Below are 22,047 nucleotides of genomic sequence, written 5' to 3'. Positions count from 1 at the left end.
TCCGAAGTATCAGACGCTTTTGATCAAACCTGCGCGCCCGCGTTCGGATCGCTCGGATCGTGGCGTTCCTTCTTGTCCTTGATCAGGTCTTCACGCTTGACGCCCAACCACATGGCCAGCGCCGCCGCGACGAACACCGACGAGTAGATACCGAACAGAATACCGACGGTCAGCGCGAGTGCGAAGTAGTGCAGCGTCGGACCGCCGAACAGGAACATCGACAGCACCATCATCTGCGTACAGCCGTGCGTGATGATCGTACGCGACATCGTGCTCGTGATTGCGTGGTTGATGACTTCGATCACGCTCATCTTGCGTTCGTGGCGGAAGGTTTCGCGAATCCGGTCGAAGATAACCACGGACTCGTTCACCGAATAACCCAGCACGGCAAGCACGGCAGCCAGCACCGACAGCGAGAACTCCCACTGGAAGAATGCGAAGAAGCCGAGAATGATCACGACGTCGTGCAAGTTTGCGATCACGCCTGCGACCGCGTACTTCCACTCGAAGCGGAACGACAGATAGATCACGATGCCCGCGACCACGCACGCGAGCGCGAGCAGGCCGTCGGTGGCGAGTTCCTTGCCGACCTGCGGGCCGACGAACTCGACGCGCTGCAGCTTCGCGTTCGAATCCTGGCCCGTCAGCGCGGACATTACCTGGTCGCTCTGTTGCGCCGAGCTCAGACCTTGCTTCAACGGCAGACGGATCAGCACGTCGCGCGAGGTGCCGAAGTTCTGCACCTGCGCGTCGGCGTAGCCGATCTTCGACAGCGTGTCGCGCACCGGTTCAAGCGGCACGGCGCCCGGATACTGCACTTCGATGACCGTGCCGCCCGTGAATTCCACGGACAGATGCAGCCCGCGATGCAGCAGGAAAAACACGGCGGCGATGAACGTCAGCAACGAGATCGCGTTGAAGAGCAACGCGCGCTGCATGAGCGGAATGTCTTTACGGATGCGGAAAAATTCCATGTTCTCTTCTCCGGGACTCAGCGGGATGAACCCGGTTTGTTGGTGCCACCCGGCGCGTTGCGGTTGCGCAGCGTCGGCTTGGCAGCCTGGGCTTTCGCGGTGCCGGCGGGCGCCTTGGCCTTCGGCTTTGCCTTCGGCGCCGTTGCTGCGGCGATCGCGCGAGCCGTGTCGGTTTCCGTGTCCGCGTTGTCGAGATAAGCGGGTGCGCCCTCGGCGGCAGCGGGTTTCCACACCTGGCCGATCGCGAGCGATTGCAGCTTCTTCTTGCCGCCGTACCACAGGTTCACGAGACCGCGCGAGAAGAACACGGCCGAGAACATCGACGTCATGATGCCGATACAGTGAACAACAGCAAAGCCGCGCACAGGGCCCGAGCCAAATGCGAGCAGCGCGAGACCGGCGATCAGCGTCGTCACGTTCGAGTCGAGAATCGTCGCCCATGCATGCGCGTAGCCGTTCTGGATGGCCAGTTGCGGCGGCGCGCCGTTGCGCAGTTCTTCACGCACGCGCTCGTTGATCAGCACGTTCGCGTCGATCGCCATACCGAGCGCGAGCGCGATAGCGGCAATGCCCGGCAAAGTCAGCGTGGCCTGCAGCATCGACAGAATGGCGATCAGCAGCAGCAGGTTCACCGACAGCCCGATCATCGAGATCAAACCGAACAGCATGTAGTACGCGATCATGAAGACGGCGATTGCCGCAAAGCCCCACACCACCGAGTGGAAGCCCTTCTTGATGTTGTCCGCGCCAAGGCTCGGGCCGATCGTGCGTTCTTCGATGATGTCCATCGGCGCCGCGAGCGAACCGGCGCGCAGCAGCAGTGCGAGATCGGTGGCGGCTTGCGGCGTCGGCTGGCCGGTGATCTGGAAGCGGTCGCCCAGTTCCGACTGGATCGTCGCGACCGTCAGCACTTCGCCCTTGCCCTTTTCGAACAGCACCATCGCCATCGGCTTGCCGATGTTGTCGCGCGATACGCTGCGCACCGCGCGGCCGCCTGCCGAGTCGAGACGGATGTTGACGGACGGACGTTGATGTTCGTCGAAGCCCGCCGACGCGTCGATGATGCGGTCGCCCGTGAAGATCACGGCCTTGCGCAGCAGCACGGGCGCGGCGTTGCCTTGCGTGAAGAGCTCGTCGCCCGCCGGAACCGGGTCGCCCGGGTTCGGATGCAGGCCGTTCGGGTCGGCCAGGCGCGCTTCGAGCGTCGCCGTGCGGCCGATGATGTCCTTCGCCTTCGCCGTGTCCTGCACGCCCGGCAGTTCGACGACGATGCGGTCGGAGCCTTGCTGCTGGATCACCGGCTCGGCCACGCCGAGTTCGTTGACGCGGTTATGCAGCGTCGTGATGTTCTGCTTGAGCGCCGCGTCCTCGACCGTCTTCTGCACGGCCGGCGTGAACGTGCCCACCACCTGGAAGCCGCCCGCCGGGTTCGGCTGCGTCGCCCACTGGAGTTCGGAAACGGCCGTCGTCAGTTGCTTGCGCGCGTTTTCTGCGACGTCCTGGTCGGCGAAATTGACGACCACCGTCTGGCCAGTGCGGTTCACGCCGCCATCGCGGATACCCTTGTCGCGCAACAGCGTGCGCGCATCCGATGCGTCCGAATCCAGCTTCTTGTTCAGCGCCCCTGCCATGTCGACCTGCAGCAGGAAGTGAACGCCGCCGCGCAGATCGAGACCGAGGTACATGGGCAGTGCGTGCAGGGCGGTCAGCCAGCGCGGCGACGCACTCTGCAGATTCAGCGCGACGATGTACTGCGGATCGCTCGGGTCGCTATTGAGCGCCTTTTGCAGCAGGTCCTTCACGTGCAACTGCGTGTCGGTGTCCTTCAGACGCACGCGAATGTTCGCGTTCTGCGAGGAATTGTCGAACGTGACGTCGTCCGGCTTGATCTGGCTGGATGCGAGCGCCGCTTCGACCTGCGACAGCGTGGTCGAATCGAGCTTCACCGTTGCCTTGCCGCTCGACACCTGCACCGCCGGCGCTTCGCCGAAGAAATTGGGCAGCGTGTACACGAGGCCGATGACGAGCGCCACCAGCATCACGACATACTTCCAGAGGGGATAACGATTCATGGGGTGGTCCAACGGGAGGTTGGCTTGAAAGCGATGCGTCCGGCGATGAGCGCGGCGGGCAGAAGCATGGGTGGTTTGCTTCGATCGACGCGAGGCCGCGCCGGACGCGAGAGAGCAGGCCTTACAGCGACTTCAGGGTGCCCTTCGGCAGAATGGTCGTCACCGACGACTTCTGCACGGTGATTTCCGTACCTTCAGCGATTTCGACGCCAACGTAGGCTTCGCCGACCTTGGTCACCTTGCCGACGATGCCGCCGTTCGTCACGACTTCGTCACCCTTCGCCATGGCGGAGAGCATATTGCGGTGTTCCTTCTGGCGCTTCATTTGCGGGCGAATCATGATGAAATACAGCACCGCGAACATCAGAATCAGCGGCAGGAAGCTCATCAGGCTGGATTCGGCGCCACCAGCTGCACTGCCTTGCGCGAAGGCATCGGTAATGAACGACACGTTGGTCTCTCCGTTATAACAATCAAAAAAATCAGCCGGTTATTCTACCACCGGCCATTTGCGGGACGGCACCCGGAACGGGTTTTCCTGACGGCTTGTCAAGGGGGTTGCCGATATTACGAAAGTTAATTGTAATGTCTGACGCGCTATGTGGGAGAACGGTTTTTGCGCGTCGCCTGACGTCGCGTTTAACTCTGTTCCGTCCCGCGCGCCCGGTTTTCGTGAAACAGCTTCCTGAAGGCGTCGAACATCTGCGCGTCGATGGCGTCGCGCATTTCCTGCATCAGTTCGAGGTAGTAGTGCAGGTTGTGGATCGTGTTCAGCTGCGCGCCGAGAATCTCGCCGACGCGGTGCAGATGGTGCAGATAGCCGCGCGTGAAATTGCGGCACGTGTAGCAGCCGCATTGCTCGTCGAGCGGGCGCACCGAATTCTTGTGCGTGGCGTTGCGGATCTTGATGTCGCCGAAACGCGTGAAGAGCCAGCCGTTGCGCGCGTTGCGGGTCGGCATCACGCAGTCGAACATGTCGACGCCCGCCGAAACGCCCGCCACGAGGTCTTCTGGCGTGCCGACGCCCATCAGGTAGTGCGGCTTGTCGGCGGGCAGCTTCGGGCCGATATGGTTCAGCACGCGCATCATGTCTTCCTTCGGCTCGCCGACGGACAGCCCGCCGATCGCGAGACCGTGGAAGCCGATTTCCGACAGCCCGGCGAGCGATTCGTCGCGCAGGTCTTCGAACATGCCGCCCTGGACGATGCCGAACAATGCATTCGGATTGGCGAGCCGGTTGAATTCGTCGATCGAGCGCTTTGCCCAGCGCATCGACATGCGCATCGAATCGGCGGCGTCCTGGTGCGAAGTCGGCACGCCGTTGGTCGCGTAGGGCGTGCATTCGTCGAACTGCATCACGATGTCCGAGTTCAGCACCTTCTGGATCTGCATCGACACTTCCGGCGACAGGAACAGCTTGTCACCGTTGATCGGGGACGCGAACGTGACGCCGTCTTCGGTGATCTTGCGCAGGTCGCCGAGCGAGAAGACCTGGAAGCCGCCGGAGTCGGTGAGGATGGGGCGCTTCCAGCCCATGAAGCCGTGCAGGCCGCCGTGCGCCGCGATCGTTTCGAGTCCGGGGCGCAGCCACAGATGGAACGTGTTGCCGAGAATGATCTGCGCACGGATTTCTTCGAGTTCGCGCGGCTGGATCGCCTTCACCGTCCCATACGTGCCGACGGGCATGAAGATCGGTGTTTCGACCACGCCGTGGTTCAGCGTCAGGCGGCCACGGCGCGCCTGGCCGTCGGTCTTGAGCAGCTCGAATTTGAGACCGTTATCGGGGCGAACGTGGTCGCCAAGGTAGGCGCCGTGGTCGGCGCGTGCAGCGTTGTTATGACCGTCGGTCATTTTGTTGACTCCGTTTGCAACCAGAGAACAGTCCGGCGCAATTTGATGTGCGCCGCCGTGCTTCCGGCGGCAGGTGGTGGATTATGCGTTAAGCGCGTCGTCGTGGCGCGTGAGCAGCATCGCGTCGCCGTAGCTGAAGAAGCGGTAACGTTCGTCGATCGCATGCCGATACGCAGCGCGTATCGTCTCGATGCCAGCGAACGCCGATACGAGCATCAGCAGCGTCGACTTCGGCAGGTGGAAATTCGTCACCAGCCGGTCGACCACGCGGAACCGGTAACCCGGCGTGATGAAGATATCGGTCTCGGCGCTCGTCGCGGCGAGCGGCCGGCCAGCGGCGTCGGCATCGCGCGCGGCGGCTTCGAGCGCGCGCATCGATGTCGTGCCGACCGCGATCACGCGATTGCCGCGTGCCTTCGTCGCCGCAATCTTGTCGACCAGCGATTGCGGCAACTGATACCACTCGCTATGCATCTTGTGCTCGTCGATATTCTCGACGCGCACCGGCTGGAACGTGCCCGCGCCGACATGCAGCGTGAGCGTCGCGCGCTCGACGCCTTTTGCGTCCAGGCGCGCGAAGATCGAATCGTCGAAATGCAGGCCAGCCGTGGGCGCGGCGACGGCGCCCGGATTCTGAGCGTAGACCGTCTGGTAGCGCGTTTCATCGAACGCGTCGGGGTCGTGCTCGATATACGGCGGCAACGGCAGGCGGCCGAACTGGTCGATCAGCGTCAGGCAGTCATCGGGAAAATGCAGCGTGTAGAACGGCTCGACGCGTTCGCCGACGGTGACGTCGAACGCATCGGCGAGGCGCAGCGTCGTGCCCGCAGCCGGGCTCTTGCTGGCGCGGATTTGAGCCAGCGCGGTGCGCTCGCCCGTCAGACGCTCGATCAGCACTTCGATCTTGCCGCCACTGGCCTTCTGGCCGATGAAGCGCGCCTTCAGAACCTTGGTATCGTTGAAGACGAGCAGATCGCCGGACTCGATGCAGTCGGGCAGATCGGCAAAACGGCGATCGGCGAGCGTCGCGGGCGAGGTTTGCCCGTTCACTTCGAGCAGACGGCTCGCGCTGCGCTGGGGCAACGCGACTTGCGCGATCAACTCGGGCGGCAGGTCGAAATCGAAATCGGAAAGCGTGAACATGCGAACTGGCTTGATGCGGTACTTGACGGGATTGCCCCCGGACGAACGCTTGGCTGGATCAACAGCGTCTACGACAGCGCCCGTCGAGCGGCTATGATTGCGGGACATTGCCGCAGCGGCCCTGTGTGCGCGCATCACTCACGCGCACTGGCCGTAAAACTTCTGAAGCCGATATTGTACTTGCGAAGCGACTCATGCCTTTGTCCGACACCCGTTCACCTCTCGAAACCGACGATGACAGCGCTCCGAAGAAGCGCCGCGCCGCGCGGAGCAAGGCGGATGCGGATGTGACCCAGGAGCCCGGTGTGCCTGCTGCGGAAGGCACGAAAAAGCCCGCCGCCGCGAAAAAACCCACGCTCGCCAAAACCGCCGATAAGCTCGCCAAGCTCGGCCTCACGCGCGATATCGATCTGGTGCTGCATCTGCCGATGCGCTACGAGGACGAAACTTCGCTCACGCCGATCGGCGAATTGCTGCCTGGCGGCATCGCGCAGACGGAAGGCGTCGTGTATGACAACGAGATTGCATACCGGCCGCGCCGCCAGTTATTGGTGAAAATGCGCGACGACGCGGGTGACGAGCTGATCCTGCGCTTCCTCAATTTTTACGGCTCGCAGGTCAAGCAGATGTCGATCGGCGTGCGGCTGCGCGTGCGCGGCGATGTGCGCGGCGGCTTCTTCGGGATGGAGATGGTGCATCCCGCCGTGCGCGTCGTCGATGAAGACACACCGCTGCCGCAGGCGCTCACGCCTGTCTATCCGAGCACGGCAGGCGTCTCACAGGCGTATCTGCGCAAGGCGATCGACAACGCGCTGGCGCGCACGTCGCTGCCCGAATTGCTGCCGGAACCCGTCGAGCGGCAATATCTGAAGCCGCTCGATGTTCCGCAACTGATGGATGCCGTGCGCACGCTGCATCATCCGAATTCGCATTCGGACGAGACGGCGCTGATCGACGGCACGCATCCCGCGTGGACGCGCATCAAGTTCGAGGAACTGCTTGCGCAGCAATTGTCGCTCAAGCGCGCGCACGAGGAACGCCGCACGCGCGCCGCGCCCGCGATGCCGCGCCGCGAGCCGACCGATGAGGCGTCCCTGGTGACGCGTTTATTAAAGACCCTGCCGTTCTTGCTGACCAACGCGCAGCAGCGCGTGTGCGCGGAAATCGCGCAGGACCTGACGCAACCGCATCCGATGCAGCGCCTGTTGCAGGGCGACGTCGGCAGCGGCAAGACGGTCGTCGCGGCGCTGGCCGCCGCGCAGGCCATCGATGCCGGTTATCAGACCGCGATGATGGCGCCGACCGAAATCCTCGCCGAGCAGCACGCGCGCAAATTGCGCGGATGGCTGGAGCCGCTCGGCGTATCGGTCGCGTGGCTCGCGGGCAGCCTGAAGACCAAGGAAAAGCGCAGCGCGATCGAAGCCGCCGCGCTCGGCACCGCGCAACTCGTGATCGGCACGCACGCGATCATTCAGGACGCGGTCGAATTCGCGAGGCTCGGCCTCGTGATCGTCGACGAACAGCATCGCTTCGGCGTCGAGCAGCGGCTTGCGCTGCGCGCGAAGGCGCACAACGCCGCCGACGGCGCGCGCGACTTCCAGCCGCATCAGATGATGATGTCCGCGACGCCGATTCCGCGCACGCTCGCGATGACTTATTACGCGGACCTCGACGTGTCGACGATCGACGAATTGCCGCCCGGCCGCACGCCGATCCTGACCAAGCTCGTCTCCGATGCGCGGCGCGAAGAAGTGATCGGCCGCGTGCGCGAGGCGGCGCTCACAGGCCGCCAGGTGTACTGGGTGTGTCCGCTGATCGAGGAAAGCGAGACGCTGCAATTGCAGACGGCCGTCGAAACGTACGAGACGCTCGTCGCCACGCTGCCGGAACTGAACGTCGGGCTGGTCCATGGGCGCCTCACGCCCGTCGAGAAAGCCACCGTGATGGACGCGTTCAGCCGCAACGAAGTGCAGTTGCTGGTTGCGACGACGGTGATCGAAGTGGGCGTCGACGTGCCGAATGCGTCGCTGATGGTGATCGAGCACGCGGAGCGTTTCGGCCTTGCGCAGTTGCATCAGTTGCGCGGGCGGGTGGGGCGCGGCAGTGCGGCGTCCGTGTGCGTGCTGATGTACGCCGGGCCGCTGTCGATGACGGCCCGCGCGCGCCTGCAAACCATGCGCGAAACGACCGACGGCTTCGAAATCGCCCGTCGCGACCTCGAAATTCGCGGTCCGGGCGAGTTTCTCGGCGCGCGGCAGTCGGGCGCCGCGATGCTGCGCTTCGCCGATCTGGAAAACGACGGCTGGCTGATCGAGCCGGCGCGCGAGGCGGCGACGACGCTGCTCGAGCAGTATCCGAACGTCGTCACGCAGCATCTTTTGCGCTGGCTGAACACGCGCGAACAGTATCTGAAAGCGTGATGAAGGCCGCGGGTGGAAGCGCTTGCGCGCCGCACAACGGCTGAATCTGGCTAGAAGGTTGGCGAATTGGCCCCATAGGTGTATAACAGAAACCTATCGAATCTATCGCCCTGATTGGTCCCCAATGACCCTCACCGAACTGAAATATATCGTCGCGGTTGCGCGCGAGCGCCACTTCGGCCGCGCGGCAGAAGCGTGTTTTGTGAGCCAGCCGACGTTGTCCGTCGCAATCAAGAAGCTCGAAGACGAGCTGAACGTGCAGATTTTCGAGCGCGGCACGAGCGAAGTCAGCGTCACGCCGATCGGCGAGCAGATCGTCACGCAGGCGCAGCGCGTGCTCGAACAGACGCTCGCCATCAAGGAAATCGCCAAGCAGGGTAAGGACCCGTTGCTTGGACCGCTGCGCCTGGGCGTGATCTATACGATCGGACCGTATCTGTTGCCGACGCTGGTCAAACAGATGATCAAGCGCGTCCCGCAGATGCCGCTGATGCTGCAGGAAAATTACACGCTCAAGCTGATCGAGTTGCTCAAGCAAGGCGAGATCGACGTCGCGATCATGGCGCTGCCGTTTCCGGAAACGGGCCTGATGCTGCGCCCGCTGTACGACGAGCCGTTCGTCGTCGCGCTGCCATCGGGTCACGCGTGGGAGTCGCGCAGCAAGATCGATCCTGGCGATCTCAAGCAGGAAACCATGCTGCTGCTCGGTAGCGGCCACTGCTTCCGCGATCACGTGCTCGGCGTTTGCCCGGAACTGATGCGCTTCTCGCAGAACGCTGACGGCATTCAGAAGACCTTCGAAGGGTCGTCGCTGGAAACGATCCGGCATATGGTCGCGAGCGGCGTCGGCATTACCGTGCTGCCGCGCATGTCGGTGCATGAGGTGAAGCCGCACGCCGGCGGCGTCGATTCCGGGCTGCTCAGCTACGTGCCGTTCGACGAGCCAGTGCCGGATCGCCGCGTGGTGCTGGCCTGGCGCAAGAGTTTCACGCGAATGCCCGCCATCGACGCGATCTGCGACGCCATCTCGGCCTGCGATCTGCCGGGCGTGAGGAAGCTGGATTTGCCCGCTGCCGTCAACTAACTAACTGCCTTTGCCGCGACGCACGGGCAGCCGATGCTGCCGCTGCGTCGCCTCCCGCCTTCTGCATGAGGCGGCGACTATCGAATATATAAAATTAATCAAATCGCAGTTTTCGATAGTTTTCTTTAAGATTTCCTCCATGGGTCCCAGCGATCCACCACTACAAACGGAGGAAATCATGCAGCCATCCACGTCTTCGCTGTTCAAGTCTGTTTCCCCATCGCCGCAGCAAGCGGCATCGAGCGGTAGCAACGCGTCCGGCTTCAGGACCATCGCGTTCTCGCTGCTCGTCGATCGCGCACTGTCCGCCTGATGGCGCGCCGCACGTCTCCTTCCCATTCGAAGTAGCCAAAACCGAATCAGCAGGACCGCATTCCTTAGGATCACCCGGAGAATAACTATGTCTGAACGCAATCTCACCACCGCCTCGGGCGCACCCGTCGCCGACAACCAGAATTCGCTGACGGCTGGCCCGCGCGGACCCGTCGCGCTGCAGGACGTGTGGCTGATCGAAAAGCTCGCGCACTTCGACCGTGAAGTGATTCCCGAGCGCCGCGTTCACGCGAAGGGCTCGGGCGCGTTCGGCACGTTCAAGGTGACGCACGACATCTCGCGCTATACGAAGGCGAAGGTGTTTGCGGAAGTCGGCAAGGAAACGCCGCTGTTCATGCGCTTTTCGACGGTGGCGGGCGAGCGTGGCGCCGCCGACGCCGAGCGCGACGTGCGCGGATTCTCGATCAAGTTCTACACGGAAGAGGGCAACTGGGACGTGGTCGGCAACAACACGCCCGTGTTCTTCATCCGCGATCCGTTGAAGTTTCCGGACTTCATCCACACGCAAAAGCGCGATCCGTACACGAACATGCGCAGCGCGACGAACGCGTGGGACTTTTTTGCGCATCATCCGGAGTCGCTGCATCAGGTGACGATCGTGATGAGCGATCGCGGCATTCCGAAGAATTATCGGCAGATGCACGGCTTCGGCTCGCACACGTATTCGTTCATCAACGCGGACAACGAGCGCTTCTGGGTGAAGTTCCACTTCAAGTCGATGCAGGGCATCGAGAACTACACCGACGAAGAGGCCGCGCAAGTGGTCGCGCGCGATCGTGAAAGCGGGCAGCGCGATCTGGTCGGATCGATCGACGAGGGCAACTTCCCGAAGTGGCGTTTTCAGATTCAGGTGATGCCGGAAGCGGACGCGGCGACGTACCGGTACAACCCGTTCGACGTCACGAAGGTCTGGCCGTACAAGGACTACCCGCTGATCGACGTCGGTGTGATCGAGTTGAACCGCAACGCGCAGAACTACTTCTCGGATGTCGAGCAGGCAGCGTTCACGCCGGCCAACGTGGTGCCGGGCATTGGCTTCTCGCCGGACCGTCTGTTGCAAGGGCGTCTGTTCTCGTACGGCGACACGCAACGCTATCGTCTTGGCGTGAATCACCATCTGATTCCCGTGAACGCGTCGCGCGCGCCGAATGTGCGGTCGTTCCATCGCGACGGCGGCATGCGTGTGGACGGCAACCTCGGCGGCAACGTGAATTACGAGCCGAATCGCTTCGGTGACTTCGCACAGGACCGTAACGCGATCGAGCCGCCGCTCGCGGCAGGCAATGTCGATCACTACAACCATCGCGAGGACGACGACTACTACAGCCAGCCGGCTGCGTTGTTCCGGATCTTCGACGACGCGCAGCGTGGGCGTCTGTTTAGCAACATCGCGCGGGCGATCGAAGGCGTGCCTGCCGATATCGTCGCGCGCCAGGTCGAGCATTTCCGCAAGATCGATCCCGCGTATGCGGAAGGCGTGATTGCAGCAATCGAGGCGCTCGCAAAAGCGAACGCGAAGTAACGTATCAGTTCGTGGACGGCGGCAAAGTGCTGTCGTCCACAGGGAGAACGATCATGGTTCAGATGGTGATGAACGCGGTTGGATTTCAGGCAGGTAATGCACGTAACGCTCGCGATGCCCGCAGCGTCGCACAACAGGTGAACGGCCCGATGCTTTTCCAGAAGCTCGTGGGTTTCGCGATCCTCGGCAGTGGCTATGTGACGATCGTCGCAAGTCTGGTGCATGCAGTCCGCGGATGACGAATCGCGCATGGCCATGCGTGGTCTGGAAGGCATGAGCAGCGCGGCGTTGGGTCTCGCGAACGGTTGTCAGTTCTACGATAAACTGGCGGGCGTTCGAGCGTTGAACGATTGCACACGCGCAGTTCCGGGCATGCAGACCGGTTCGTATCACTCTTAAAAGGAGTCGTCATGGCCAAGAAAGAAGCCGTACAGCACGTCAATATTGGTATCAGCGACAAGGATCGCAAGAAAATCGCAGAAGGTCTCTCGCGTCTTCTCGCCGACACTTACACGCTTTATCTGAAGACCCACAACTTCCATTGGAACGTGACGGGTCCGATGTTCAACACGCTGCATCTGATGTTCGAAACGCAGTACACGGAACTGGCCTTGGCCGTCGATCTGATCGCCGAGCGTATCCGCGCGCTGGGCGTTGCCGCGCCGGGCAGCTACAAGGAATTCGCGAAGCTATCGTCGATCGCTGAAGCGGACGGCGTGCCCGCCGCGGAAGACATGATCCGCCAGCTGGTGGAAGGCCAGGAATCGGTGGTGCGCACCGCGCGCGCGATCTTCCCGGTGACGGACGCGGCACACGACGAGCCGACGGCCGACTTGCTGACGCAACGCATGCAGACGCACGAAAAGAACGCGTGGATGCTGCGTTCGATGCTGGCGTAATCGCTGTCGCGGCGTAGCGCGGGCGCTGTATGAAGCGCTCGCTGCCGCGCTGAAGATGTGGCAAAGAAAGCCCGGCGGGTTAGATTCCGCCGGGCTTTTGCTTTGTGCCCGCGCGTTCGAAAGGGCTTGCCACGCGCACTGCTCTAAAATACGGGAATCGAATCTCCGCGCACCGCCATGTTCGCCCGACTCCCGCTCTATCTGCGCCTTGTCCGCATGGACAAGCCGATCGGCAGCCTGTTGCTGCTGTGGCCCACTCTCAACGCGTTGTGGATTGCGTCGGATGGTCATCCGTCGCTGTCCTTGCTGGTGATCTTCGCGCTCGGCACGATACTGATGCGCTCGGCCGGCTGCGCGATCAACGACTACGCGGATCGCGACTTCGATCGCTATGTGAAGCGCACCGAAAACCGGCCGATCACGTCAGGCAAGATCAAGGCATGGGAAGCCGTGGCGCTGGCAGCGGGGCTTTCGCTGATCGCGTTCCTGCTGATCCTGCCGCTCAACGCGCTGACGAAGGAGTTGTCCGTGGCCGCGCTGTTCGTCGCGGGCACGTATCCGTTCACGAAGCGCTTCTTCGCGATTCCGCAGGCGTATCTGGGCATCGCGTTCGGCTTCGGCATTCCGATGGCGTTCGCCGCCATCCAGAATCAGGTCCCGCCGCTCGCGTGGGTGATGCTGATTGCGAACGTGTTCTGGTCGGTCGCGTACGACACCGAATACGCGATGGTCGATCGCGACGACGACATCAAGATCGGCATTCGCACGTCCGCATTGACGTTCGGCCGCTTCGACGTACTCGCGATCATGCTCTGCTACGCGGTGACGCTCGGTATCTATGTGGGCATCGGCGTTGCGCTGAGCTTCGGCGTGCTGTACTGGATTGGTCTTGCCGCGGCGGCGGGTTGTGCCGTCTATCACTACACGCTGATCAAGGACCGTGAACGCATGCCGTGTTTCGCAGCGTTTCGCCATAACAACTGGCTCGGCGGCGCGTTGTTCGCCGGCATTGCCGCGCATTACGCGGCACAGGCGTTCTAGACGCTATTCGCTAGTGTCCGGCGAGACGAAGCATGCGTATCGCTGCTTCGCCCGCCCGTGCCATTCAGGCAAGCGATATCACTGCTTGCCGAATTCCTCGCCCATTTCACGCGCGCGCGCGTCCGCAGCCAGCGCGCCGCGCACGATTGCGTCCTTCACGCCTTGCGCGTCGAACGCGGCGAGCGCCGCAGCCGTCGTGCCGCCCTTCGACGTCACCCGCTCGCGCAACACGCTTGCCGGTTCGCCCGACTGCGCAGCGAGTTGCGCTGCGCCCGTGAACGTCGCGACGGCCAGCGCGCGGCCTTGCTCTTCGTCCATGCCGAGCTGACGCGCCGCTTCCTGCAGCGCCTCGATGAAATAGAACACGTAGGCCGGGCCGCTGCCGGAGATCGCGGTGACGGCGTCGATCTTCGCTTCGTCGTCGAACCACACCGTTTCGCCGACCGCGCCGAGCACCTGCGAGGCCAGCTCGCGTCCCGCTGCGTCGACGCCTTCCATCGCGACCAGTCCTGTCACGCCCATGCCGATCAGCGCAGGCGTGTTCGGCATGGTGCGCACGAGACGCGCGTGACCGCCGAGCCAGCGCCCGAGGTCCGCGCCGCGAATGCCCGCGACGATGCTGATGACGATCTGTGACGCCGACAGATGCGGCGCGAGCGCTGCTGCGACGTCCTTGACGATCTGCGGCTTCACGGCCAGCACGATCGCATCGAACGATTGCAGCGACGCATCCGCCGAAGCGCTCGTGCCGATGCCGAATTGCTGCTCGCTACGCTTGCGCGCGTCTTCGTTGGGATCGATTGCGCGGATATCCGACGGCGCAACGCCGCGCTTGATCAGACCGCCGATGAGTGCAGCGGCCATGTTGCCGCCGCCGATGAAGGCAATTTTCATGATGTTCGGAAGTTCAGTGAGAGTAATCGCGGGCGCCGAAGATAGCCGTGCCGATGCGAACGATGGTCGCGCCTTCGAGCACGGCCGCTTCGAGGTCGCCCGACATGCCCATCGACAGCGTGTCGAGTTCGAGACCGTCCGCGAGCAGCTTTTCGAACAGCTCGCGCAACGCGCGATGCGGCACGCGTTGCTGCTCGACGTCGCCTGCCGGTTCGGGAATCGCCATCAGGCCGCGCAGACGCAGCCTGGGCAGCGCGGCGATCTGGCGCGCGACTTCGACGGCTTCGTCCGGCATCACGCCGCTTTTCGAGGCCTCGCCGCTGATGTTCACCTGCAGGCACACATTGAGCGGCGGCAGTGCATCTGGCCGCTGCTCGGACAAACGCTGCGCGATTTTCAGCCGGTCGACGGAATGCACCCAGTCGAAGTTTTCGGCGACGGGACGCGTCTTGTTCGATTGCAGCGGCCCGATGAAATGCCAGCCGAGCGATGCGCGCAGATCGGACAGCGCCTCGATTTTCGTCAGCGCTTCCTGCACGTAGTTTTCGCCGAACGCGCGCTGGCCCGCGGCATGCGCGGCGCGAACGTCTTCAGCGGGAAAGGTCTTGGAGACGGCCAGCAACGCAATGGAACGCGGATCGCGGCCCGCGACCTGCGCGGCGAGGGCGATGCGCTGATGCACTGCGTCGAGATTGTGAGCGAGAGCGGGCATGAAGCGTTGAGTACCGATGCGAGGGGCGACGAATCGAATTATACGGACGCCGCCCGCGCGTCACGACCTGGCCGAACGGCCAGGTTGCGCGCAACCCGTCTGTAACCGATTCTGCCGATCAGGACGCGAGCATGTGCTCGACGAGTTCGACCCAATGCACGACAGGCGTGGAGGTGCCGCTTTGCAGATGCGCAATGCAACCCACATTCGCAGACACGATGATCTGTGGCTCCTGTGCCTTCAGCTTTTCCAGCTTCTGGTTGCGCAATGCGTACGAAAGCGCGGGCTGCGTGAGCGAATAGGTGCCGGCCGAGCCGCAACACAGATGGCTATCGGCGGGCAGCCTGACATCGATGCCGAGCGCGTTCAGCAGATGCTCGACCTTGCCGCGAATCTGCTGGCCATGTTGCAGCGTGCAGGGCGGGTGATACGCAACCGTATGAATTGCGCGGCGACGCGTGAGGGGCGTCAGCGCTTCTTCGAAGTCCGGCAGGATTTCGCTGATGTCGCGCGTCAGTTCGACAATGCGTTTCGCTTTTTCCGCGTAGGCAGGGTCGTTGCGCAGCAGGTGCGCGTATTCCTTGACCGTCGCGCCGCAGCCCGAGGCGTTCATCACGATCGCTTCAGCGCCCTGTTCGACATGTGGCCACCACGCGTCGATGTTTTGCCGCACGTCATCGAGCGCTTCGTCGTTGTAGCCGAGGTGCAGGCGGATCGCGCCGCAACAGCCGGCTTCCGGTGCAATCACGGTCTGAATGCCCAGCGCGTCCAGCACGCGTGCCGTTGCAATGTTGACGTTCGGCATCATCGAAGGCTGCACACACCCGGCCAGCATCAGCATCTTGCGGGGATGGGTGGCCGTCGGCCATTCGAGCTGGCGCTGGCGTTGCGGTACCTTGTCGCGCAGTTTCTTCGGCAGCAGCGGGCGGAAGTGCTGGCCAAGCCGCATCGCGGGCGTGAACAGCGTGCTGTTCGGCACGAAGCTCGCCAGCATCCGGCGCATCAGGCGCTGGCCGAACGGGCGCGGCACTTTCTCTTCGGTGAGCTTGCGGCCTATCTCGATCAGCTTGCCGTACTGCACGCCGGAAGGGCAGGTCGATTCGCAGCTGCGGCACGTGAGGCAACGGTCCAGATGCAGCTGCGTGCTGCGTGTGACGGGCGCGCCTTCCACCATCTGCTTGATCAGATAGATGCGCCCGCGTGGACCGTCGAGCTCGTCGCCGAGCAGTTGATAGGTCGGGCAGGTGGCCGTGCAAAAGCCGCAATGCACGCATTTGCGCAGGATGGCGTCGGCTTCTTCACCGTCCGGCGTGTTGCGCATGAAGTCGGCGAGATTGGTTTGCATCAGGCGCTCAGAAGTCGGAGTACAACCGGCCGCGGTTGAAGATGCGGGCCGGGTCGAAAGCAGCTTTCAGGCCGCGATGGATCTTCATCAGCGGTGCGGGCAGCGGCGTGAACACGCCTGCGCCTCGGTCGTAGCCGAGGCCGGTGCGGAAGATCGTCGCGTGGCCGCCCGCCTGTTTCGCGCTGATGCGCACGGTCTGCGCGTCGGCGTCGGTGATCCACCAGCGTTGCGCGCCGCCCCATTCCATCAGTTGCGCGCCGGGCAGTTGCAGCGGCTCGGTGATGGTCGGCAGCGCGAGGCGCCAGAGCGCGGACTTCGGCGCGATCGCTGCGAAGAACGGGTCGGTCTGTTCGCGCAGGCCCGCCCAGAAGCGTTCGGCTTCGACGGCATCGACCACTTCGCCGCCCAGCGACGTGCGCGCTGACTTGACGGCCGCCTCGGCGCCGCCAAGCCGCACGGCGAGCGTGCCGTGTCGCCACGCGCTGCCCGTAATGGGAAGCGGGCGGCCGCCCCATTCGTTGAGCTTGCGGACGGCGTCGGTGCCATTCATGTCGAACTTGAGCGTCGCTTCGGCCTTCGGGCGCGGCAACACCTTGACGGACAACTGGAGAATCAGCCCGAGCGTTCCTAGAGAACCCGCCATCAGCCGGGATACGTCGTAACCCGCAACATTCTTCACGACCTGGCCGCCGAACGTCAGCACCTGGCCCTGGCCGTTCATGACGATGGCGCCGAGCACGAAGTCGCGTGCCGCGCCCGCCGAATGACGGCGCGGTCCAGCAATGCCAGCCGCAATGCAGCCGCCAAGCGTGGCTTGCGGGCCGAAGTGGGGCGGCTCGAAAGCGAGCATCTGGTCGTGTTCAGCAAGCGCCGCTTCGATTTCGAGGAGCGGCGTGCCGGCGCGCGCCGTGATGACCAGTTCGGCCGGATCGTAGGCGATGACGCCGCGATGCGCGCGCGTGTCGAGGACCTCACCCTGCAATGACTGGCCGTACCAGTCCTTCGTGCCACCGCCACGGATGCGGATCGGCTGCTGCGCGGCCGTGGCAGCGCGAACCCGTTCCGACCACGCGGCGACGATGTCGTCCTCTTTCATGGTGCGTTGCTTCGTTGTAGTGCTTTCGATTGTACCGAGGCAAGCCGCGCTCGCAACCCGGTTCGGACCCGTATAAAACGTACTGCTGCGCTTATGCGTTATGTTGGTTCAAGGGCGCGCATGGTCCGGCAGCGCAAGAAGGTGCTCAAAAACGGGTACTCAAAAACGAGGTATATCGGGATGAGGCAGCAGCCCTCCGCGCACATGCATCTTGCCGTACTCGGCGCAGCGGGCACGCGTCGGGATGCCCTTGTCGGGATTGAGCAGGCAGGCGGGATCAAAGGCGCGCTTGACCGCGTGAAACGCATCGCGTTCTTCCGGCGAAAACTGCACGCACATCGAATTGATTTTCTCGATGCCCACGCCATGTTCGCCCGTCACCGTTCCGCCCAGTTCGACGCAGGTTTCGAGAATGTCGCAACCGAATGCCTCGGCGCGGTGCCACTCGTCGAGATCGTTGCCGTTGAACAGGATCAGCGGATGCATGTTGCCGTCGCCCGCATGGAACACGTTGATGCAGCGCAGGTTGTACTTCTTCTCCATCTCTTCGATGCGCGCGAGCAGCGGCCCGATGCTGCGGCGCGGCACGGTGCCGTCCATGCAGTAGTAGTCGGGCGAAATACGGCCGGCGGCCGGGAACGCATTTTTGCGGCCCGACCAGAAACGCAGCCGCTCGGCCTCCGTGCGCGAAATCTGGATGCGCGTGGCGCCTTGCTCGCGCAAGACGGCCGTCATCCGGACGATTTCTTCGCTCACTTCCTCGGGCGTGCCGTCCGACTCGCACAGCAGGATGGCCGCTGCGTCGAGGTCGTAGCCCGCTTGCACGAATTCCTCGACGGCGCGCGTGGCTGGCTTATCCATCATTTCCAGGCCGGCGGGGATGATGCCTGCGGCGATGATGCCCGCGACGGCGTCGCCGCCTTTCACGACGTCGTCGAAACTCGCCATGATGACCTGCGCGGCCTGCGGCTTGGGAATCAGCTTGACTGTGACTTCCGTGACGATCGCGAACATGCCTTCACTGCCGATCACGACAGCCAGCAGGTCGAGGCCCGGCGCGTCCGGGCTGAGCGAGCCGAACTCGACGATTTCGCCTTCCATCGTGACCGCGCGCACGCGCATCACGTTATGCACGGTCAGTCCGTACTTCAGGCAATGCACGCCGCCGGAATTTTCCGCGACGTTGCCGCCGATCGTGCAGGCGATCTGCGACGAAGGGTCGGGCGCATAGTAGAGACCGTAAGGCGCGGCCGCTTCCGAGATCGACAGGTTGCGCACGCCCGGCTGCACGGTCGCCGTGCGCGCATACGGGTCCACTTCGATGATCTTGCGAAAGCGCGCGAGCGACACGACGACGCCATGCCGGATCGGCATCGCGCCGCCCGACAGGCTCGTGCCCGCGCCGCGCGGCACGATCGGCACGTTCAACCGGTGGCAGATCTGCACGATGCGCTGCACCTGAGATTCCGTCTCGGGCAACGCGACGGCCAGCGGCAAGCGCCGATATGCGGCAAGACCGTCGCACTCGTACGCGACAGTGTCTTCTTCGCGATACAAAAGGCAATGCGTTGGCAGCACGGCCATTAACGCCTGCACGACTTCGCGCTGACGTTGCGCAAGCATCTCGGGCGAAAGCTCGGGGGACAGCTCGCCGGGTGCGTTCATGGAATGTCTCCTCCATCGACGGCCGCGCGCGTCGTTGCGCTGCGCAGCCAGCTCTACGGTTATGCCCGGCCTAGGCCCACGTAAAGATCTTGCCCGGATTCATCAGGTTGCGCGGATCGAGCGAATGCTTGATCGAGCGCATCACGTCGACGGCAACGGGGCCGTGTTCTTCGACCAGAAAGCCCATCTTGTGCAGGCCCACGCCATGTTCGCCCGTACAGGTGCCGTCCATGCGCAGCGCGCGCTGCACGATGCGATGATTCAGGCGCTCCGCTTCCTCCAGTTCTTCCGGCTTGTTCGGGTCGATCAGCATCGCGACGTGGAAGTTGCCGTCGCCGACGTGCCCGACGATCGGGCAGGGCAGCGGTGAGGCTTTCAGGTCTTCTTCCGTTTCGACCACGCATTCGGCGAGCCGCGAGATGGGCACGCAAACGTCGGTGGTGACGGCGCGGCTGCCGGGCTTGAGTTGCAGCATCGCAAAGTACGCGTTGTGACGTGCGTTCCACAGACGGCTGCGGTCTTCCGGACGCGTCGCCCACTCGAAGCCTTCGCCGCTGTTCTGCGCGGCGATTTCCTGAACCAGTTCAGCTTGTTCCTTCACGCCGGCTTCCGTGCCGTGAAACTCGAAGAACAGCGTGGGCGCTTCGCGCAGCGTCAGGTTCGAATGACGGTTGATCGAGCGGACGGCGAGCGAATCGACGAACTCGACGCGCGCGATCGGCACGCCGATCTGGATGGTTTCGATCACCGCGCGTACGGCATCGCCCATTGAAGGGAACGTGCAGACAGCCGCCGATACCGCTTCGGGCTGCGGGTACAGGCGCACGGTGATTTCGGTGATCACGCCGAGCGTGCCTTCCGAGCCGACGAACAGGCGCGTGAGGTCGTAGCCCGCCGACGACTTGCGCGCGCGCGTACCCGTCTGGGTCACGCGGCCATCCGCGAGCACGACGGTCAGGCCGAGTACGTTTTCGCGCATCGTGCCGTAGCGCACGGCGTTCGTGCCCGACGCGCGCGTCGCCGACATCCCGCCGATGCTTGCATCGGCGCCCGGATCGATGGGGAAGAACAGACCTGTGTCCCGCAACGCTTCGTTCAACTGTTTGCGCGAAATGCCGGGCTCGACGGTGACGGTCAGATCTTCCGCGTTGATCGACAGCACGCGGTTCATTCCCGAAAGGTCGATCGACACACCGCCTTGCACGGCGAGCAGATGGCCTTCGAGCGAAGAACCGTTGCCATACGGAATGATGGGCACGTCGTATTGACCGCACAGCTTGACGATGTTCTGTACGTCTTCGGTGCTGTTCGCGAAGACGACGGCGTCGGGCAGTTGTGGGTCGAATGGCGACTCGTCGCGGCCGTGATGGGCTCGGACGGCTTCGGACGTGGATACGCGTTCGCCGAATGCCGACTTGAGCGCAGTGAGAAGTTCAGGAGGAAAGGGGCGGCGCACGGGGGCGGGCGGCACGGGATGGTTCACCTGCGTCTCCTGTTGGCGAATATTCTGATGGTTGATGCCCATTTTACGCCCATCGACCGTTGGCGCGGCGTCATGCTTGCAGACAGGCGCGGCAAGGGTTAGCCCGATCGTCCTTATAATGGATCGAAGCTAAACGGCATTCTGCGATATATCCGGACGGATGCATCGCGGAACATTATGAGGACACGGACATCATGGGCAACCGCTTGAGCAAGATCGCGACGCGCACGGGCGACGACGGCACCACGGGTCTCGGCGACGGCAAGCGCGTGCGCAAGGACGACGCGCGCATTGCCGCGATCGGCGACGTCGATGAACTGAACTCGAACATCGGCGTGCTGCTGTGCGAAAGCTTGCCCGACGATGTCCGCGCCGCGCTCACGTCGATCCAGCACGATCTGTTCGATCTCGGCGGCGAACTATGCATCCCAGGCCATTCGATGATTGCCGATACCCATCTCGCGCAACTCGACGCGTGGCTTGCCGAATACAACGCGACGCTGCCGCCGCTCAAGGAATTCATTCTGCCTGCCGGCACGCGCGCCGCTTCGCTTGCGCATGTGTGCCGCACCGTTTGCCGGCGCGCGGAACGCGCGATCGTCGCGCTTGGCGCTGTCGAGACGATCAACGATGCGCCGCGCCGATATGTGAACCGGCTGTCCGATCTGCTGTTCGTGCTGGCACGCGTGCTGAACCGCGTGGACGGCGGCGCCGACGTGCTATGGCGGCACGACCGCGGCGCGAACAGGCCGGATCGGCAACGCGGCGAATAGCGGTGCGACCTGCAAGGACGCTCAGCCGACCGCGAGCGTCACAGGCTTACCGATACGGCTCATCATTTCGACGAGGGTATCGATGGTGAATTTGGCCGTCTTCTTGTTGACGACATCCGACACGCGCGGCCGCGACACCATCAGGATTTCCGCAGCTTCAGACTGCTTAAGATGATGCTGCTCGATCCACGTGGACAGCTCGGTCATCAGCTGTTCCTTGAGCAGCCGCGTGTCGTTGATCTGCTTTTGCGACGCGGCATGCAGGCGCTTCGCCTCTTCTGCGGGGAAGCCGAGCTCGAGAAACAGATTCGCGCCCGGTTTTGTTACGTGACGGACCTTGGTGTCGATGGTCTTCATACTTTCCTCACATTGGCCACGGCGCGGTAGCGCGCCTCGGCGATTTCCCTGTCCTGCCGGCTGGTAGCCTGCGTCTTCTTATGGAAGCAGTGCAGCACATAAACGGCTTCGACAAACTTGGCGACGTACATCACGCGAAATGCGCCTTCCTGCTCGTTGACGCGAATTTCGCGCGTACCCGCGCCGGCGATATCAAACGGCTTCCAGTTGTCCGGATCGAGCCCCGCCTGCACCTTGGCGAGCTGAAAGCCAGCCTGGCGGCGCGATTCATCCGGGAACGCGAGCAGATCGTTGTAGCTGGAGCCGACCCAGCGAATCTCTTTTTCCAGCTCCATGTGTTCCTTTCGTGTACAAAATTTTATACCTAAAATCTCCGGCGTTCA

The 22,047-nt window shown here is 63.3% G+C and carries 21 protein-coding genes; 8 read left to right on the top strand and 13 right to left on the bottom strand.

All coding sequences use genetic code 11. The annotated features are described in order from the left end of the window. Window positions 1-23: 23 nt before the first annotated feature. The 5 genes from secF to queA all read right to left on the bottom strand — a co-directional run bounded on the left by secF (window position 24) and on the right by queA (window position 6,040). Complete coding sequence (gene secF, locus C2L65_RS13070; protein ID WP_042313135.1) at window positions 24-974, bottom strand: protein translocase subunit SecF; 951 nt, start codon at window positions 972-974, stop codon at window positions 24-26. A gap of 17 nt (window positions 975-991) precedes the next feature. Further along, the gene (gene secD, locus C2L65_RS13065; RefSeq protein WP_042313132.1) at window positions 992-3,046 is read right to left on the bottom strand and encodes a protein translocase subunit SecD; all 2,055 of its coding nucleotides are present in this window, start codon (window positions 3,044-3,046) and stop codon (window positions 992-994) included. A 121-nt stretch (window positions 3,047-3,167) separates the two neighbouring features. Next, window positions 3,168-3,497: a preprotein translocase subunit YajC gene (gene yajC, locus C2L65_RS13060; RefSeq protein ID WP_007578638.1), complete on the bottom strand. Its 330-nt coding sequence runs from the start codon at window positions 3,495-3,497 to the stop codon at window positions 3,168-3,170. A 188-nt stretch (window positions 3,498-3,685) separates the two neighbouring features. Beyond that, the gene (tgt, locus tag C2L65_RS13055; protein WP_042313129.1) at window positions 3,686-4,897 is read right to left on the bottom strand and encodes a tRNA guanosine(34) transglycosylase Tgt; all 1,212 of its coding nucleotides are present in this window, start codon (window positions 4,895-4,897) and stop codon (window positions 3,686-3,688) included. Window positions 4,898-4,978: 81 nt separating this feature from the next. After that, a complete protein-coding gene (gene queA / locus C2L65_RS13050) occupies window positions 4,979-6,040 on the bottom strand; it encodes a tRNA preQ1(34) S-adenosylmethionine ribosyltransferase-isomerase QueA (protein ID WP_042313126.1) in 1,062 nt (353 codons plus the stop codon). A 194-nt stretch (window positions 6,041-6,234) separates the two neighbouring features. Between queA and recG the strand changes: the two genes are divergently transcribed. From recG to ubiA, 7 genes are all read left to right on the top strand, one after another. Then, window positions 6,235-8,460: an ATP-dependent DNA helicase RecG gene (gene recG, locus C2L65_RS13045; RefSeq protein ID WP_042313124.1), complete on the top strand. Its 2,226-nt coding sequence runs from the start codon at window positions 6,235-6,237 to the stop codon at window positions 8,458-8,460. A 124-nt stretch (window positions 8,461-8,584) separates the two neighbouring features. Further along, window positions 8,585-9,544 carry a LysR substrate-binding domain-containing protein gene (locus tag C2L65_RS13040; RefSeq protein WP_042313121.1) on the top strand — a complete coding sequence of 320 codons (960 nt, stop codon included), beginning with the start codon at window positions 8,585-8,587 and terminating at the stop codon, window positions 9,542-9,544. A gap of 178 nt (window positions 9,545-9,722) precedes the next feature. Next, complete coding sequence (locus C2L65_RS47055; RefSeq protein WP_007740270.1) at window positions 9,723-9,857, top strand: hypothetical protein; 135 nt, start codon at window positions 9,723-9,725, stop codon at window positions 9,855-9,857. An 87-nt stretch (window positions 9,858-9,944) separates the two neighbouring features. Beyond that, complete coding sequence (locus tag C2L65_RS13030) at window positions 9,945-11,399, top strand: catalase (RefSeq protein WP_042313115.1); 1,455 nt, start codon at window positions 9,945-9,947, stop codon at window positions 11,397-11,399. A gap of 53 nt (window positions 11,400-11,452) precedes the next feature. Continuing rightward, a complete protein-coding gene (locus tag C2L65_RS13025; protein WP_042313112.1) occupies window positions 11,453-11,638 on the top strand; it encodes a hypothetical protein in 186 nt (61 codons plus the stop codon). A 171-nt stretch (window positions 11,639-11,809) separates the two neighbouring features. Beyond that, window positions 11,810-12,298, top strand: a complete 489-nt coding sequence (locus C2L65_RS13020) for a Dps family protein (protein WP_007578627.1) — start codon at window positions 11,810-11,812, stop codon at window positions 12,296-12,298. Window positions 12,299-12,475: 177 nt separating this feature from the next. Then, the gene (ubiA, locus tag C2L65_RS13015) at window positions 12,476-13,339 is read left to right on the top strand and encodes a 4-hydroxybenzoate octaprenyltransferase (protein ID WP_042313110.1); all 864 of its coding nucleotides are present in this window, start codon (window positions 12,476-12,478) and stop codon (window positions 13,337-13,339) included. Between the two features lie 78 nt (window positions 13,340-13,417). Here ubiA and proC read toward each other — a convergent pair whose 3' ends face one another. The 6 genes from proC to C2L65_RS12985 all read right to left on the bottom strand — a co-directional run bounded on the left by proC (window position 13,418) and on the right by C2L65_RS12985 (window position 20,534). Next, window positions 13,418-14,233 (bottom strand): pyrroline-5-carboxylate reductase, encoded by an 816-nt coding sequence (proC, locus tag C2L65_RS13010; protein ID WP_042313107.1) that lies wholly within the window; start codon window positions 14,231-14,233, stop codon window positions 13,418-13,420. A gap of 13 nt (window positions 14,234-14,246) precedes the next feature. After that, window positions 14,247-14,945: a YggS family pyridoxal phosphate-dependent enzyme gene (locus C2L65_RS13005; RefSeq protein ID WP_042313104.1), complete on the bottom strand. Its 699-nt coding sequence runs from the start codon at window positions 14,943-14,945 to the stop codon at window positions 14,247-14,249. Between the two features lie 118 nt (window positions 14,946-15,063). Next, entirely contained in the window at window positions 15,064-16,290 is a 1,227-nt protein-coding gene (gene glcF / locus C2L65_RS13000; protein WP_042313101.1) for a glycolate oxidase subunit GlcF, read from the bottom strand. 7 nt (window positions 16,291-16,297) lie between these two features. Beyond that, window positions 16,298-17,386, bottom strand: coding sequence for a glycolate oxidase subunit GlcE (gene glcE, locus C2L65_RS12995; RefSeq protein WP_042313098.1), 1,089 nt, complete (start codon window positions 17,384-17,386; stop codon window positions 16,298-16,300). Between the two features lie 159 nt (window positions 17,387-17,545). Continuing rightward, complete coding sequence (locus C2L65_RS12990; protein WP_042313097.1) at window positions 17,546-19,051, bottom strand: FAD-linked oxidase C-terminal domain-containing protein; 1,506 nt, start codon at window positions 19,049-19,051, stop codon at window positions 17,546-17,548. A 70-nt stretch (window positions 19,052-19,121) separates the two neighbouring features. Beyond that, on the bottom strand, window positions 19,122-20,534 hold the full coding sequence (locus C2L65_RS12985; protein ID WP_042313144.1) for an FAD-binding oxidoreductase: 1,413 nt from the start codon (window positions 20,532-20,534) through the stop codon (window positions 19,122-19,124). A 194-nt stretch (window positions 20,535-20,728) separates the two neighbouring features. Between C2L65_RS12985 and C2L65_RS12980 the strand changes: the two genes are divergently transcribed. Continuing rightward, entirely contained in the window at window positions 20,729-21,307 is a 579-nt protein-coding gene (locus tag C2L65_RS12980) for a cob(I)yrinic acid a,c-diamide adenosyltransferase (protein ID WP_042313095.1), read from the top strand. Between the two features lie 21 nt (window positions 21,308-21,328). Here the strand turns inward: C2L65_RS12980 and C2L65_RS12975 are convergent, their stop codons facing one another. Beyond that, a complete protein-coding gene (locus C2L65_RS12975) occupies window positions 21,329-21,664 on the bottom strand; it encodes a helix-turn-helix domain-containing protein (RefSeq protein ID WP_042313094.1) in 336 nt (111 codons plus the stop codon). After that, window positions 21,661-21,999, bottom strand: a complete 339-nt coding sequence (locus C2L65_RS12970; RefSeq protein ID WP_042313092.1) for a type II toxin-antitoxin system RelE/ParE family toxin — start codon at window positions 21,997-21,999, stop codon at window positions 21,661-21,663. The genes C2L65_RS12975 and C2L65_RS12970 overlap by 4 nt, the downstream gene beginning before the upstream one ends. Window positions 22,000-22,047: the final 48 nt, after the last annotated feature.

It is taken from the genome of Paraburkholderia terrae (genome assembly GCF_002902925.1).
In the GTDB taxonomy this organism is placed as follows: domain Bacteria; phylum Pseudomonadota; class Gammaproteobacteria; order Burkholderiales; family Burkholderiaceae; genus Paraburkholderia; species Paraburkholderia terrae.
Note: the sequence above shows the minus strand (reverse complement) of the source record. Positions and strands in the feature narration are given on the sequence as shown.